This window comes from Sinorhizobium sp. M4_45, assembly GCF_002885915.1.
In the GTDB taxonomy this organism is placed as follows: Bacteria; Pseudomonadota; Alphaproteobacteria; order Rhizobiales; family Rhizobiaceae; genus Sinorhizobium; species Sinorhizobium meliloti_A.
In genome coordinates this window covers 59,764-74,221 of sequence record NZ_NWVE01000007.1, presented here as the reverse complement: position 1 = coordinate 74,221, position 14,458 = coordinate 59,764, and the positions used below count along the sequence as shown (strand labels likewise).

The window sequence follows — 14,458 nt, the reverse complement described above, 5'->3', positions numbered from 1 at the left end:
GTGGCCGACAAAACCGACCAGAGCTTCAACGCCATTATCATCTCGCGGCCGCCGCCCATCCGGAAGTGCGCAGTGTCAGAACACATGAAGACATGAAAAATCCCGGCTGGATCTCCAGCCGGGAATTTCGTTGTGGGGGTGAATGTGTGGGCTTTAAGCGCCTTCAACCACGCGCAGCGCACTGGCTCTTTCCAGCGCGGCCTTGCGAACTGCCTCCTGCACCTTTTCGAAGGCCCGAACCTCGATCTGCCGCACGCGCTCGCGGCTGATGTCGAACTCGGTCGAGAGATCCTCCAGCGTGATCGGCTCCTCGGTGAGGCGGCGGGCCTCGAAAATCCGGCGCTCACGGTCGTTCAGAACCTTCATGGCATTGGCCAGCAGTGCGCGGCGGCTCTCGAGCTCGTCCTGTTCGATCAGGATTTGTTCCTGATTGTCGTGGTCGTCCACCAGCCAATCCTGCCACTGGCCGGAATCGCCTTCGCTCGCCTTGATCGGCGCATTGAGCGAAGCGTCGCCCGAAAGGCGACGGTTCATCGAGACGACCTCTTCCTCACTGACCTTCAGGGTCGTGGCGATCTCCTTCACCTGTTCCGGCTTGAGATCGCCTTCATCGAGGGCCTGGATGCGGCCTTTCAGCCGTCTCAGGTTGAAGAACAGGCGCTTCTGGTTGGCCGTCGTGCCCATTTTGACCAGAGACCACGAACGCAGGATATATTCCTGGATGGCAGCCTTGATCCACCACATGGCGTAGGTCGCGAGGCGGAAGCCGCGATCGGGCTCGAACTTCTTGACCGCCTGCATCAGGCCGACATTGCCTTCGGAAATGACTTCGCCGATCGGCAGACCGTAGCCGCGATAACCCATCGCGATCTTGGCAACGAGGCGAAGATGGCTCGTTACGAGCTTGTGCGCGGCCTTGCGGTCGTCATGCTCCTGGTACCGCTTGGCGAGCATGTACTCTTCCTGCGGCTCGAGCATGGGAAATTTGCGAATTTCGTCGAGATAGCGGTTGAGACCGCCCTCTCCAGCAGCAATGGTCGGCAAGGTATTGCGGGCCATGAAGCACCCCCTTTGTGCGTCGCCGGCCTCCGGGACGGCAGGCCGGGCCTGTGGGTCTTCATCCAAGACCCCACGAGGCTAATAGATAAGTGCGGCGAAAGCATGATTCAAGGAATCCAGTTTCACGCTGTCGTGAAACTGGAGAAAGAAATCGGCGGGTTGAAACGCCTATAAGATTGGAATCTTCACACGCAAATTCAAGGGGCTCCGACCCGCAGCGCCGCGATCAATTCCTGCATGTCCGCCGGCACGGGCGTTTCGAAATGCATGGTTTCGCCAGTCGCGGGGTGTTCGAACTGCAGCATGAAGGCGTGCAGGGCCTGTCGTGGAAAGCGGTTGACGGCGGCTCTCGCCGGTTCCGGCAGCAGATTGGCCTTGGTGCGGAAGGCCGCGCCGTAATCCGGATCGCCGATCAGCGGATGACCGATATGGGCCATGTGCACGCGGATCTGGTGGGTACGCCCGGTCTCCAGATGGCACTCGACCGTGGAGGCGAGAGAGGTGCCGTCCGGTTTCTCGTGATAGCGCTCGACCACCTCGTAATGTGTGATCGCCTCGCGTGCATCGTCGCTGTCTTCGCGTTTGACGGCCCGTTTCGTCCGGTCGCCGGCCCGCCCCAGCGGCGCGTCGATCTTGCCCTTCAATTGGCGCGGCCGGCCCCAGACTACGGCGCGATAGGCGCGCTCGAGCGGCCCGCTGCGGCCGTGGTCGGCGAACTGATCCGAAAGGTGGCGGTGTGCGGCATCGTTCTTCGCGACCACCATGACGCCGCTCGTGTCCTTGTCGAGGCGATGCACGATACCGGGGCGCTTGACGCCGCCGATGCCGGAAAGGCTGTCGCCGCAATGGTGGATGAGCGCGTTGACGAGAGTTCCCGTCCAATTGCCGGCCCCGGGATGCACGACCAGGCCGGCCGGCTTGACCAGTACGATCAGGTCGGCATCCTCGTAAAGCACGTCGAGCGGGATCGCCTCACCCTTGGGTTCGGGATCCTCCGGCTCGGGCAGGGCAATCCGGAAAGAGTCGCCGGGGTGAACCTTTCGCTTCGGTTCGGTGACGGTCGCGCCGTTGATCGAGACGGCTCCTTGTTCGATCAGGCCCTTGATGCGATTGCGGGAAAACTCGCCCGCAAGCGCTTCCGTCAGGAAGGCGTCGAGGCGCCCGGCCGCGTCATCGCCTGCCGTCAGGACTTTCCTATTGCCGGGCGCTTGTTTAAAGGGATCGTTCATTCCGTTCCAATTCCGATAGAAAGCCGACCATGACCGCAATCGAGCCTGAAGAACAGGAAGACAAGCCGCTTGATCCAGCGATGGAGAACGTCCGTCGCAAGATGGTGCGCCTGCAACTCGTCTCGGCCGGCGTGATGCTGGTGATGCTTATGGCCGTCCTCGGAGCCATTGTCTACAAGCTGACCCGCACCGACGGAAGGGCCGAGGCGGCGCAGCCGGCCTTGAGCGTGCCCGGCGATGCCCCGGTAAGCGCCATTGCGGCGCTGCCGGCCGGCTTCTCGGTGAGCAATGTGGCGCTTTCCGGCTCGCAGCTCGTTTTCTACGGCAGCCTGCCCGGTGCGGAGCCGCGTGCGATCGTTTTCGACATCAGGGCCGGCCGCATCGTCGCCGACGTCACTGTCAGGACCAACTGACGATATGACTGAACCTCTCCTTCGCATCGACGATCCGGCGGACCCGCGCATAGCCGGGTTCCTGTCGATCAAGGAGCGCGATCTGACGGGACGGCAGGGCCGCTTCATCGCCGAGGGGACCGTCGTGCTCAGGATGCTTGCGGCCGCGCATCGCGAAAGGCGCGGCATCGCAGCCGAGGCGATCCTGCTCCTCGAGAGCCGGGTGGCCGGTATCGCTGACCTGCTCGCGCAGTTTCCGCCGGACGTTCCGGTCTATGTGGCGACCGGCCGCGTCTTCGACGCGATCGCCGGGTTCAACATGCATCGCGGCGTGCTGGCGCTCGGCCGGCGCGATGCTGCGCCCGGCAGCGATGCGCTGATTGCAGGATTACCGCAGTCGAGCCTCGTGCTCGCCGCCTGCGGCATATCGAACCACGACAATATGGGGTCGCTCTTTCGCAACGCTGCGGCCTTCGGGGTCGATGCGGTGCTGATGGACTCGATGAGTTGCGATCCGATGTACCGCAAGGCAATCCGCGTATCCGTGGGGTCGGTGCTCACGCTGCCCTTCGCGCGCGAGGGCACAGCGGCGGAGATGATCGAACGTCTTCAGACGGCAGGTTTCGTCCTCTGGGGTCTGTCCCCGCGCGGCACCGCCGACATTACCGCCATCCCGCCGGCGCCGCGCACCGCATTGCTGGTCGGCACCGAGGGCGAGGGGCTGCCCGAAACGATACTTTCGGAAATTCGCACGGCCCGCATCCGGCAACGGCCCGGCCTGGACAGCCTCAACGTGGCGATGGCGGCCGGCATCGCGCTTCATCAGGTTGCAAGCATCAACGGCAGGGTTTGAGCGGAACGGCGAGCGTTTCGGCACGATCGGTGCGGATGTTGCCGCCGGCATCCCCGGCCTGATCTCATTCGGGCTCCAGCATCTCCTTCACCCGCCGCGCCAGGCTCCTTCGGCCTGCCCGCCCTTCGGCATCTTCGCCGGCAAGAAGGCCGTGTATGGGCGAGGTGTTGCCCTCGCGCGTCGCCGTCAGGGTGACCATGCCTGCTGCGATTTCGGCCATCTCCTCGCGGAGCGCCTCATCGTGAGCAGCCGATTTGGAGCCGACAAGGCGTTCGGAAAGCGCTGTCGCCCGGTTTCTGAGATCGTCGGAAAGCGCGGCCGTGTCGAGGCCATCCGTCGTAGCGTCGTGCTCGTCCGCATGCTTCGAACGCTTCGCACCGCGCGTTTTGACCTGCGACCTCAAATGGGCGATCTCTGCCGCGCGTTGTTCGAGGGCACTCTCGCGATCGGCGTTGGCCGCCGTTTCGCGGGCGAGGCGGTTTTCGAGTTGATGCATGCGTGTCTCGTCCTGGGTGAGGCGCTGCTCCATTTCCCCGGCGCGGGCGGTTTCCGCCTCCAGGTTGGCGCGCAAAGTCTCGCGCTCGTCGTGGATCGCTCGCATCCGGCTCTTCAGGTGCTCGATTTCGGTGTCGCGCGCCGCAAGGTCTATCTTGAGGCCATCGAGGTCCGCGCTCTGCTTGTCGATCCGGCTCTGCAGCGCGCGGACGGTCTCGGAATGCGCGCCGTTTTCTCGTGCCGAGCTTTTGGCAGCCGCTTCCATGCTTTCCAGGCGTTGTTCCAGCCGACGGATCGTAGAGCGCATGGTGGCCGCCTCGACGTTCATATCCGCCAGTTGCGCTTGAAGTTCAGTGTTTTCGCTCACCAGATGGCGCGTGTCCCTCAGGGTCCTTTCGTGCTGCACCATCAGCGCGACAGCCTTGTCGCGCTCGCGGCGCAGCGCCTGAAGCGTCTTGGCGTTTTCGACGGCATAGGTCGCGCGCGCCGCATCCCGTTGCGCGCGCACTTCCTGCGGGCTCAGAGGCATCGTTGCCTTCAGCCTGTCCTCCGCAAAGCGCACGATGCGCCTTTGGATGGCAGGGGCGACGAGAAGGCCGATGACGACCGCCGTCAGGAAGCCCAGGGCAAAGAGGAGCGCATATTCAATCACGTGCTGGCCGTTTCAGTGTGGACCGGGTCTGCAGCAGGCAGTCATTCGCGTTCATGCAGTAAGCATGATGCAGGAAATGCTGCAACAATTACCGCAAGCTTGCACGTCTTTTCGGGCAGGGTTCATCATCGCCGTGTCGCGGGCGCTTCAGAAGGGGTTCCAGGTCGGCTGCTGCGTCAGCTTGAGATAGCCGACATTGATGCCGAGCCTCGCGCCGATGCCGGTGCGGATCGGCACCACCACGACATGTTCGTCCGTCAGCACCGTCATGCCGACGCCGGCGACCACGTAAGCCGAACCGGAGACGCCGCCAAAGCGCTTGTAGAGAGCCGGCACGCTCGGCAGATTGTAGACGAGCATCATGGCGCGGCTGCCCTGGCCGCCCCAGTCGAGCCCGAGCGACGGGCCCTGCCAGAAGACGCTGTGCTGCCCCACATTCTTGGTATGGAGCTCGCCCTCGCCATAGGTGACGCCGGCGATGAAGGCACCGGATCCTTCCTGGCCGAGGATATAGCCGTTCGGCAGACCATAGCGCTCGAAGGCGCGCTCGACGACCTTGGCAAGGCCCCCGGACGTTTCGCCGAAGAAACCGTGACCGGCGTCGACGATCTCCTGCATCGTGTACTGGCTGGAGTTTTGGGATTGCGCCTGTGCGCCAGAGGTGCCGGCGATCAGGGTGCTGGCCACCACGGCCATCATGGTCACAATAGCGCGGACAGCCATCAGGGTGGTCTTCATCATCGGCTGCATCGTTTCCTCCGTCGGGGCGCGAAAGCGGCTCGCGCGCCGGCCGTCATGACCGGCTCTTCCATCGGCTGCGCCGTCGGTGCCGGCACGGGCCATTTTTCACAAGCATGCGCGCGGAACGCACTAGCATTTGGAACGAGTGCACCTTATCGGCTTCCAGGAACCCACCTGAAATCGGGGTGCTCCAACAATTTGAACGGATCATCTTAACAATCGGTTTACCAAATGTGATGTCATTATGGCTTATCGACATATGGCACGACCGCCCGCCTCATGATCTTACTCACGACCGTGCGGGAGCTGCGTCGGGCTTATGCGCGCCCGGCGCCGCGACAGCCCGTGATCCGGTTTGAAGCGAGCAAGGAAGAATGATGGCAAAGAATCCGAATCTGACGTTGACGGGACACGATCTGGCCGCGCTGCTGTGCAGCCGCGTCTGCCACGACATCATCTCGCCGGTCGGCGCCATCAACAACGGTCTCGAACTCCTCGACGAGGGCGGCGCCGATGCGGATGCGATGGACCTGATTCGCACCAGCGCGCTCAATGCTTCCGTACGGCTGAAATTCGCGCGCCTTGCCTTCGGGGCCTCGGGCTCGGTCGGCGCCTCGATCGACACCGGCGAGGCCGAGAAGGCCGCCAAGGACTTTGCCGCTTCGGAGAAGAAGACCGAGGTCAACTGGAACGGACCGCGCGCGATCATCGCCAAGAACCGCGTCAAGCTGCTCCTGAACCTGTTCCTGATCGCTTATGGCTCGATCCCGCGTGGCGGCGTCATCGACATCACTCTGGAAAATCCGGAGTTCGACGCGATATTCACCCTCAGTGCCAAGGGGCGGATGATGCGCGTGCCGCCGAAGCTGGTGGAGCTCATCTCCGGCACGCCGGAGGAGGCGGTCGACGCCCATTCGATCCAGCCCTATTACACGGTGCTTCTGGCGGAAGAGGCCGGCATGGAGATCGACGTCGTATCGACCGGCGAAGCGATCGTCTTCACCGCTCGCGTGGTAGCGCCCGAAACGGTGAGCGCCTGAGGCGGAACCGAGCGCGGCTTTCGGCACATCTGGCCAATTCCATCGTCTCATTGCTCTGGTGACGGGAGGACTCACGCGCCTCCCGCATGCTTCACGACCGCATCGCTCCAACCGACGGGAAGCACCGGCGGATTTCAGCGCGGCGGGTGATGCCGCGTCACCGCGGTAACTGTTTCTTTGCCAAATCCGTATAGGGTTGCTTGATGGAGATGGTTTCGCGTGTGGCGAAGCGGGAAGGAGATGGACGTGCGGCGCTTGATGATTGCTGACGGATCGGATGTTGTGCGCAAGGTCGGGAAGCGCATCCTGTCGGGAATGGGATTCCTGGTTTCCGAGGCGCCGAGCAGCCTTGAAGCGCTGGTGCGATGCGAGGCCGAACTGCCGAACATCCTTATCGTCGACGCGGGCCTCGACGGTGCGCTCGACCTGATCGGCAATATCCGTCGCCTGCCTGAGGGCGCTTCGGTGCGGATCTATTACTGTGTCGTCCAGGCGGATCTCAAGAAGATGATGGCCGGCAAGCGGGCCGGTGCCGACGATTTCCTGCTGAAGCCCTTCGACCGCAAGATACTGACGAGTGTTTTCGCCGGTCAGTCCATGGCAGCCTGATACAGAGCCCGCAAGCATTCATCTGCGCGGGGTCTACCCTTGATCCCCGTTTGTGCCGGAATTTCGGCCAGCCCAAGGCTTTGACCTGAGTGGCGGCCCCCGAAGGGCAGCCACACTCAACCGGCTTTCTCTAAGATCTCGACCATCTTTGCCCGCCAATCCGGGTCCTGCTTTCATCTTTCGAGCACAGAGCGGGGCAGGCGAAGGGTAACAACAAAAAACCCGCCCAGACTAGGCGGGTTCGGCTGCTTTTGGGGGCAGGGGGCGGATGCGGGGTTTTCGCGGCCCGGTAAATGCCGGAAATCAGGCGGTTTCCAGGTAATCGCTGCCTTCCGGCTCGCGCAGCACATAGCCGCGGCCCCAGACGGTTTCGATGTAATTGGCGCCGCCGGCGGCATTGGCGAGTTTCTTGCGCAGCTTACAGATGAAGACGTCGATGATCTTCAGCTCCGGCTCGTCCATGCCGCCGTAAAGGTGGTTCAGGAACATTTCCTTGGTGAGCGTCGTGCCCTTGCGCAGCGAGAGCAGCTCCAGCATCTGGTATTCCTTGCCCGTCAGATGCACGCGCTGGCCGCCGACCTCCACGGTCTTGGCGTCCAGGTTGACGATCAGCTCGCCCGTCGAGATGACCGACTGGGCATGGCCCTTGGAGCGGCGCACGATCGCGTGGATACGAGCCACCAGCTCGTCCTTGTGGAAAGGCTTGGTCATATAGTCGTCGGCGCCGAAGCCGAGGCCGCGGACCTTGTCCTCGATGCCCGCCATACCCGAAAGGATGAGAATCGGTGTTTTGACTTTCGACAGACGCAGCGTTCGCAGAACTTCGTAACCGGACATGTCCGGCAGGTTCAGGTCGAGGAGAATGATGTCGTAGTCGTAAAGCTTGCCGAGATCGACGCCTTCTTCACCGAGATCGGTGGTGTAGACGTTGAAACTTTCGGACTTGAGCATGAGCTCGATGCTCTGAGCCGTCGCGCTGTCGTCTTCGATCAGTAGAACCCGCATAGTCTTCCCCTTTTCCGCCGCCCAAGGTTGTCGTGGCATCCTTACGCGATACGGATCCAGTCGTTGCCTGATTTGGAGGCTGCCACCAAATGGTTAACAAATTCTGATTCACTCTGGCAAGGTGTATCGAAAATGTTAAATATTTTTAGCAGTCCCCTGATTCAAAACGTAAATCTGAAATTGCGCTCCTCATGTGATATATGAGGGAATGCCGTTAACTGACTCTACCGACTCGTAAATGCTCGAAAGTCCACATTTCATGCATCAGCATTTACGGAGCCTTAAATCATCGCACCTATGATTAACGATGCCCGTAAACGAAAGGTTACCAGCGGTAGGCATTTGTTAAGGCCGCGGTCGATTTTTGTTTCCGGCTCGGTTGGGCCGGCACAACGGGCCGCAGATCGCGACGATTCCGGAGTCCGGGATCTGAATGTGGTCGGCTAGAAGGAGTTAGAGCGGGATGCGGGCGGAGATCTTCGTCACACCTTTCCCTTATTCCGCTCGGGAACAGTAACCGGGGTCTCGGTATCCACGGGAGTATTGCGTATGAAAGCACGTGAGAGCCTAGTCCGACTGAAGGAATTTCAGGTTCGGGAAAAGCAGCGCCAGCTCAGTCAGCTTCAGATGATGATGGCCGAGTTCGAGCGCATGACCAAGGATCTGGAAAACCAGATCGTCTTCGAGGAGAAGAAGTCGGGAATTTCCGACCCTTCGCACTTCGCCTACCCCACCTTCGCCAAGGCTGCGCGCCAGCGGGCCGATAATCTCCAGGTTTCCATTCGCGAGCTGAAGATGCAGCAGGATGCGGCCGAGCTCGCGCTCGAGGAGGTGCAGGCGGAATATGCGAGGGCAGCAGCGCTCGAGGAGCGGGATACGGGCGCGCGGCTGCGCGCCTGAGAGAGCAGCTACGGCACCGCGTATCTGATGAGACGCGCGGTGTCTTGGAGCGCCGTGCGTCGGAATGCACGCACAAAGAACGCTACAACTATTAAACCGACGCAGCGTCCTTCGGAAAATCGATTCCGATTTTCGGGCCGATGGGGTAGGACAAGGGGGTCCCTTGCAACATCAGCCCTGGATTACATCCCGCCACTCCGGATGGCGCATGACCTGGGCGCGCATGAACGGGCAGAGCGGGATGATCTTCCAGCTGCCCTTGCGGGCCTCTTCGATCGCGTGGAGGGCCAGCGCCTGGCCGACGCCCTTGCCGCGCAAGGCGTCCGGAACGAAGGTGTGGTCCACGATTATGAGATGCGGCGACGACCTGGAATAGGTCATCTCCCCGGTGTGGCCGTCGAGCGTCGCCGTGTAGCGGCCTTTAGTATCCGTTTCTTCCTGGGCGATGTCCATCGGGCGTCCTTCGTTGCCTATGCGTTGGTGGCGATACCGTAGCTGCAGCATGATGTGCTGGATGGTTTTATCGTCAAATCGGCAAAAACGAAACCGGCGGCTCGGGAACACCCCAGCCGCCGGCTCGAATTATGGCCCTGCAGGGATTGATCAGTGGCGATATTGCTGGATGCGCGTCGTGCGCAGGCCGGCGAGACCATGGTCATTTATCGAGGATTGCCAGGAGAGGAATTCCTCTACGGTCAGCGTGTAACGCTCACATGCCTCTTCGAGGCTCAACAGGCCACCACGCACGGCGGCGACGACTTCAGCCTTCCTGCGGATGACCCAGCGCCGGGTATTGGCCGGCGGCAGGTCCGCGATCGTCAAAGGACTGCCATCGGGGCCGATGACATATTTCACGCGTGGACGCATCATTTCGGTCATGGGACTCTCTACACAAACTCAAGACCATATGGCTGTGACCTTAGCTTGCCACATTTAATAATTGCCTAAACCGTCGATAACCATTTGATCATCATTTGAGCGGCCACGGCCACGGATGGTCGCAAGGGCGGCTGTCCGTGACGCAAGGGAACGGCGGGCGTTCAACGACTTTTCGCCATGCAGGCCATGCAATCACCACATTTCGCTTCGACTGGAGCGATGGCAGGGCGCCGGATCAACCGCGTCCGCGTGGACGCTCCCGGAATAAACCCGGGCGTCACGCAGTTTGCGGGCGGCGCGGCTCATGTCCGCGGCGCGGGCAGGGCGACGCTCTCACCCCCACCGGGCCAAAACCGCCTTAGTCTCCATAGCGGCGGCAACGCCGGCAGCACGGTGACCGGAATGAAGGATTCGAACGAACCGGCCTCGCGGCGTGAGGCCGAAACGAACATGCCTTTCGAGATCGACCCCGCCTCGGTACGCACGGAGTACGAGCTCCTGCATCTGCTGCGGCGGCTGATCTCGCGCTACGGCTTCGCGCATTTCATGATTGCGCGCCTGCCTCTCGCCGACGAGCAACGCTTTTCCGAGCGCCTCGTGCTGAGCAATTGGCCCGCCGAGTTGGTGCAGCAGTATGATGCCGGCGAGACGTTCCAGACGAGCGAGCTGGTCGAGCGGCTGCGTCAGACGAAGCTGCCCGTCACCGGCGGCCCTGAACTCATGGAGCCCGCGGGCAAGGGGGGCGGCAAGGCCGCGGTTTTCCGCCTCCCGCCCCATGCCGGTATGGGTCACTTCGCGGTGCTGCTGCACACGACCTATGGCGAGCCTTTTGTGGCAGTGCTTTCCGGCACGCGGGACGAGCCGGCCGGCGCCGAGCGTGCGACGCTCTATCTCGCGCTATTGCAGCTTTTCGAATGCCTCGAGCGCACCTTCGATGCCGGCAGCGGCGCCCGCGAGAAGCTCTCGAGCCGGGAGGTCGAATGTCTGCGCTGGGCGGCGGCGGGAAAGAGCAGCGACGAGATCGCCATCATTCTCGGAATATCCGCCTATACGGTGAGCAGCTATTTCAAGAGCGCGACCCGTAAGCTCGACGCCGTCAACCGCATGCAGGCGATCGCCCGGGCGATGCGGATGAAGCTGATCTGACGGATCGAGCGCTCGGCGGACGTTCCGCGTCCGCTCTTGCCGTGACGGGCGCAAGTTTCTATATGTCGCGGCACGGAAAAGTCTGATGCATGCCGCCCGGCACCGAGAGCGGTTTTGGGTGACGATATGCACGAAGAAAATACCGCAAGGGCGTAAACCCTTCAGAAAATGCCGCGCCGCCCTCATGTGTCGCCGTGCGGCCTCAAGCGTGAAACAGGGTGCCGGCACAGGAGCCGCCCCCGGATGTCGGATTGGATCCCGTGAACAGTCTCGATTTTGACCGCAAGCCCGAAGATACGCGCGTCGTCGTCGCCATGTCCGGCGGCGTCGATTCTTCCGTCGTGGCGGGGCTTCTCAAACGCGAGGGCTACGACGTTCTCGGTATCACGCTGCAGCTTTACGACCATGGCGCGGCGGTGCACAGGGCCGGCTCCTGCTGCGCCGGTCAGGATATCGACGACGCCCGGCGCGTCTGCGAGACGATCGGCATTCCCCATTATGTCCTCGATTACGAGGCGCGTTTCCGCGAGACGGTGATCAACCCCTTCGCCGAAAGCTATATCGCCGGCGAGACGCCGATCCCGTGTGTCGCCTGCAACCAGACGGTCAAGTTCGCCGACCTGCTCGCGACCGCCAAGGAACTCGGCGCCGATGCGCTCGCCACCGGCCATTACATCCGTTCGCGGCCGAGCCCGAAGCCGCGTTATGCCGGCCAGCGCGCGCTCTATCGGCCGGCCGACGCCGAGCGCGACCAGAGCTATTTCCTCTTTGCGACAACGCAGGAGCAGATCGACTATCTGCGCTTCCCGCTCGGCGGTCTTCCGAAGAGCGAGACCCGGGCGCTCGCCGAGGAGATGGGCCTTGTCGTCGCCAAGAAGGCCGACAGCCAGGACATCTGTTTCGTGCCCCAGGGCAAATACAGCGACATCGTCTCGAAGCTGAAGCCGAACGCGGCGCTTGCCGGCGAAATCGTCCATCTCGACGGTCGCGTGCTGGGCGCGCACGAGGGCATCCTGCATTACACGATCGGCCAGCGCCGCGGCATCGGTGTCGCGACCGGCGAGCCGCTCTATGTCGTCTATCTCGACGCCCGCTCGCGCCGCGTGATCGTCGGCCCGAAGGAGGCTCTGGAGACGCGCCGCGTCTACCTGCGCGACGTCAACTGGCTTGGTGACGCGGAACTGGAGGCGGCAGCCGGGCAGGGCTTCGAATGCTTTGCCAAGGTGCGCTCCACCCGCCGCCCCGCCCCGGCGGTGCTCAAGAGCGATGCCGAAGGGCTCTATGTCGAGCTCGTCGAAGGCGAGGCGGGTGTCGCGCCCGGCCAGGCCTGCGCGCTCTATTCCGGCACCGGCGAGGATGCGCGCGTCTATGGCGGCGGCTTCATCCGCAGGTCCGAGCGCGAGCCGGCCGCGGAAGCGGCGCTGAAGGCGATTTTGCAGGCGCCGGCGGCAGCGTAAAGCGGGGGATTCCGGTGTGGCGGGAAAACATCGCTTTTTCCCGAAGACATTGCTTGACACTAGCCGGAACAGCGCCTTATAAGCCGCCCGACCAGCCAAGACGGGCTTCGCTCAGAAGCTTCACGGCACCGGCGGCGGAGTAGCTCAGTAGGTTAGAGCAGAGGAATCATAATCCTTGTGTCGGGGGTTCGAATCCCTCCTCCGCTACCAATCAGACATTTGTCCAGCCCGAAGACATAGGTAACAGAATGTACCTAAGACAAGGGTGACAATCTCGTGCCGAACGGATTGTCGATGGTTTGCAAAGTCCTCTGCTCCAGGTCGATATATCCAGATCATTCCGCATGAAGATGGCGAGCCAAATGCCATTGATGGGCGGAACCAATCCGCTCCCCTGCCGTTCAAATATGAGTTTAAGCAAACTCTCAAATGAGAGCATGGAGGAGAAGTCATGAACATCGGCAGGCTTTTCGCGGCCGGGTTGATTTTGGGCGGCGCGGCGGCTGCTGTACCTTCTGCTTCGTCAGCCCAGTCCTTCGACCTGTATATCGGTCCGGACGGTCCGCAGCTGCGTGATCGCAGATACGACGATGACGACTATGATTATCGTCGGTCTCGCGGCTGCAGCGAGCGTCAGGCCATCCGTCGCGCCTATCGACTTGGAATCCGCGATCCGGATATCCGGTCGATCACGCGCCGCGAGGTTGCGGTCGACGGTGTCGGCCGGCGCGGTCGGCTTACGACCGTCTATTTCGCAAATCGGCCGGGATGTCCTCGCATAGGTTGAGCCTCTTCTGCTAGTATAGCCGAACGGCCGCCAGCATATGGTGCCGCGCGTTTCCGGACGCACGGCGCCGTTCAGCACGCTGCAACGAACGGCAACGCTCGGTCAACGCGGCTGCATTGTCTGTACGAATGAGCCGCGACGGAACTTCCCGGCGCCGGCTTTGTTCGAGCAATTCCGGGAAAGTGCGCAGACGTCTTCCGTTCGGAATTGTGGCAACGAAAGGTTAGAGCATTGGCGGAGCGGAAATGCTCCAGATCACGATGTTTTCAGGTCTGGTTGACCCAAAAACACAACCGTGATCGATTCCAAGAAGTTGGAGCGGATGCGGGTTGAAAATCGCACACACTTTTCCTCATCCCGCTCCGGGTCGGTCAGGAGGATCGCATGCCGGCGCCGAAAGAGATGGATTCCGCATTGACCAGTCTTCCCTTGAGAATCGGGGCCTATATCCCCGACGATCTCCTGGAGGACTGGTTCGCCCCGGGAACGGGAATGAACCCGCCCTCGGAAACGGCTTTAGCCGAGGCAGCCGCATACGGGCGGCGGTTCGAGTGCGAATTCAAATATTATCCCGAGCGAAAGGAAGGGGTCTTCTGGAAATGGGTACCAGCCATCTGAACGAAGGCAATCTGGAGGCGAAGGCCATCAATGCCGTTATCGAAGAACTTCAGCGGCAGGCGGCAGAAAACCCTTCGAAGCTTCAGGTCCGCCAGGCGGGAGACAAGCTCGCGGTCAACGGAGAAATCGACGTCGACGCGGTGGTGATGGTGGTCGTGGGGTCGATGGCAGGAGGCCCTTGAGGTCCTTGAGCCGCTTCCGGCCTTTCGGCCCCATGCCCTTGCGCCGAGCCGGTCCGCTCCGGCCTCGTGCGGGCGCGTGCCATTCGAGCCCCGCGCGAGGCGCGAGGGGAAGGGCTCACGAAGGGTTATCCTTGTCGCCCGTGGCGCTCGGCGGATTTTCGTCGATGGTTTCGATGCCGTCGGCATTGACCTTGGTGTCCTCGATCCTGGTGGAATTGGTCGAGGGGAAGCGGTCGACATAGACGTAGAAAATCGCACTGGCGATTATGATGACGGCGGCGCCGATCAGCGCCAGTCGCTCCCAGGTTCGGGTCATGACATTACCTCCGGTAGGTCATGGTCGAAACCGCGGCCGCGCGCAAAGGTTCCGGCCCCGGGAGCGTCCGCCGGACTTAACGCGATGCGGAACCATTT

18 protein-coding genes and 1 tRNA gene are annotated in these 14,458 nt (G+C 62.1%); 11 read left to right on the top strand and 8 right to left on the bottom strand.

What is annotated here, in order from left to right; translation table 11 throughout:
* Positions 1–153: 153 nt before the first annotated feature.
* Entirely contained in the window at positions 154–1,059 is a 906-nt protein-coding gene (rpoH, locus tag CN933_RS19490) for an RNA polymerase sigma factor RpoH (RefSeq protein WP_003527567.1), read from the bottom strand.
* A gap of 197 nt (positions 1,060–1,256) precedes the next feature.
* Positions 1,257–2,288: an RluA family pseudouridine synthase gene (locus tag CN933_RS19485; RefSeq protein ID WP_018096860.1), complete on the bottom strand. Its 1,032-nt coding sequence runs from the start codon at positions 2,286–2,288 to the stop codon at positions 1,257–1,259.
* A 29-nt stretch (positions 2,289–2,317) separates the two neighbouring features.
* On the opposite strand from CN933_RS19485, the gene CN933_RS19480 reads away from it, so the two are divergent.
* Positions 2,318–2,701 (top strand): hypothetical protein, encoded by a 384-nt coding sequence (locus CN933_RS19480; protein WP_018096861.1) that lies wholly within the window; start codon positions 2,318–2,320, stop codon positions 2,699–2,701.
* Positions 2,702–2,705: 4 nt separating this feature from the next.
* Positions 2,706–3,533 carry a TrmH family RNA methyltransferase gene (locus CN933_RS19475; RefSeq protein ID WP_018096862.1) on the top strand — a complete coding sequence of 276 codons (828 nt, stop codon included), beginning with the start codon at positions 2,706–2,708 and terminating at the stop codon, positions 3,531–3,533.
* Positions 3,534–3,597: 64 nt separating this feature from the next.
* On the opposite strand, the gene CN933_RS19470 is transcribed toward CN933_RS19475, so the two are convergent.
* The gene (locus CN933_RS19470; RefSeq protein ID WP_018096863.1) at positions 3,598–4,680 is read right to left on the bottom strand and encodes a coiled-coil domain-containing protein; all 1,083 of its coding nucleotides are present in this window, start codon (positions 4,678–4,680) and stop codon (positions 3,598–3,600) included.
* Positions 4,681–4,827: 147 nt separating this feature from the next.
* Positions 4,828–5,430, bottom strand: a complete 603-nt coding sequence (locus CN933_RS19465; protein ID WP_026168799.1) for a DUF1134 domain-containing protein — start codon at positions 5,428–5,430, stop codon at positions 4,828–4,830.
* 368 nt (positions 5,431–5,798) lie between these two features.
* Between CN933_RS19465 and chpT the strand changes: the two genes are divergently transcribed.
* Both chpT and CN933_RS19455 read left to right on the top strand, forming a co-directional pair.
* Entirely contained in the window at positions 5,799–6,461 is a 663-nt protein-coding gene (gene chpT, locus CN933_RS19460) for a histidine phosphotransferase ChpT (protein WP_018096865.1), read from the top strand.
* 240 nt (positions 6,462–6,701) lie between these two features.
* On the top strand, positions 6,702–7,070 hold the full coding sequence (locus CN933_RS19455) for a response regulator (RefSeq protein WP_010970151.1): 369 nt from the start codon (positions 6,702–6,704) through the stop codon (positions 7,068–7,070).
* A 303-nt stretch (positions 7,071–7,373) separates the two neighbouring features.
* Here CN933_RS19455 and ctrA read toward each other — a convergent pair whose 3' ends face one another.
* Complete coding sequence (ctrA, locus tag CN933_RS19450; RefSeq protein ID WP_003527557.1) at positions 7,374–8,075, bottom strand: response regulator transcription factor CtrA; 702 nt, start codon at positions 8,073–8,075, stop codon at positions 7,374–7,376.
* A gap of 549 nt (positions 8,076–8,624) precedes the next feature.
* Between ctrA and CN933_RS19445 the strand changes: the two genes are divergently transcribed.
* Positions 8,625–8,975, top strand: a complete 351-nt coding sequence (locus CN933_RS19445) for a hypothetical protein (RefSeq protein ID WP_003527555.1) — start codon at positions 8,625–8,627, stop codon at positions 8,973–8,975.
* Positions 8,976–9,146: 171 nt separating this feature from the next.
* On the opposite strand, the gene CN933_RS19440 is transcribed toward CN933_RS19445, so the two are convergent.
* Positions 9,147–9,428 carry a GNAT family N-acetyltransferase gene (locus CN933_RS19440; RefSeq protein ID WP_018096866.1) on the bottom strand — a complete coding sequence of 94 codons (282 nt, stop codon included), beginning with the start codon at positions 9,426–9,428 and terminating at the stop codon, positions 9,147–9,149.
* 150 nt (positions 9,429–9,578) lie between these two features.
* Complete coding sequence (gene sciP / locus CN933_RS19435; RefSeq protein ID WP_003527546.1) at positions 9,579–9,854, bottom strand: CtrA inhibitor SciP; 276 nt, start codon at positions 9,852–9,854, stop codon at positions 9,579–9,581.
* Between the two features lie 186 nt (positions 9,855–10,040).
* Between sciP and CN933_RS19430 the strand changes: the two genes are divergently transcribed.
* The 6 genes from CN933_RS19430 (at position 10,041) to CN933_RS19405 (ending at position 14,044) form a co-directional block, all read left to right on the top strand.
* Complete coding sequence (locus tag CN933_RS19430) at positions 10,041–11,000, top strand: helix-turn-helix transcriptional regulator (RefSeq protein WP_026168800.1); 960 nt, start codon at positions 10,041–10,043, stop codon at positions 10,998–11,000.
* 260 nt (positions 11,001–11,260) lie between these two features.
* Positions 11,261–12,457, top strand: a complete 1,197-nt coding sequence (gene mnmA / locus CN933_RS19425; protein ID WP_026168801.1) for a tRNA 2-thiouridine(34) synthase MnmA — start codon at positions 11,261–11,263, stop codon at positions 12,455–12,457.
* A gap of 133 nt (positions 12,458–12,590) precedes the next feature.
* A tRNA-Met gene (locus CN933_RS19420) sits at positions 12,591–12,667 on the top strand.
* A 241-nt stretch (positions 12,668–12,908) separates the two neighbouring features.
* On the top strand, positions 12,909–13,244 hold the full coding sequence (locus tag CN933_RS19415; RefSeq protein ID WP_018096869.1) for a hypothetical protein: 336 nt from the start codon (positions 12,909–12,911) through the stop codon (positions 13,242–13,244).
* 384 nt (positions 13,245–13,628) lie between these two features.
* Positions 13,629–13,862, top strand: a complete 234-nt coding sequence (locus tag CN933_RS19410) for a hypothetical protein (RefSeq protein ID WP_018096870.1) — start codon at positions 13,629–13,631, stop codon at positions 13,860–13,862.
* Positions 13,844–14,044: a hypothetical protein gene (locus tag CN933_RS19405; RefSeq protein ID WP_018096871.1), complete on the top strand. Its 201-nt coding sequence runs from the start codon at positions 13,844–13,846 to the stop codon at positions 14,042–14,044. Before CN933_RS19410 ends, CN933_RS19405 begins: the two co-directional genes overlap by 19 nt.
* Before the next feature lie 115 nt (positions 14,045–14,159).
* Here the strand turns inward: CN933_RS19405 and CN933_RS19400 are convergent, their stop codons facing one another.
* Entirely contained in the window at positions 14,160–14,360 is a 201-nt protein-coding gene (locus tag CN933_RS19400) for a hypothetical protein (protein WP_018096872.1), read from the bottom strand.
* Between the last annotated feature and the right edge of the window lie 98 nt (positions 14,361–14,458).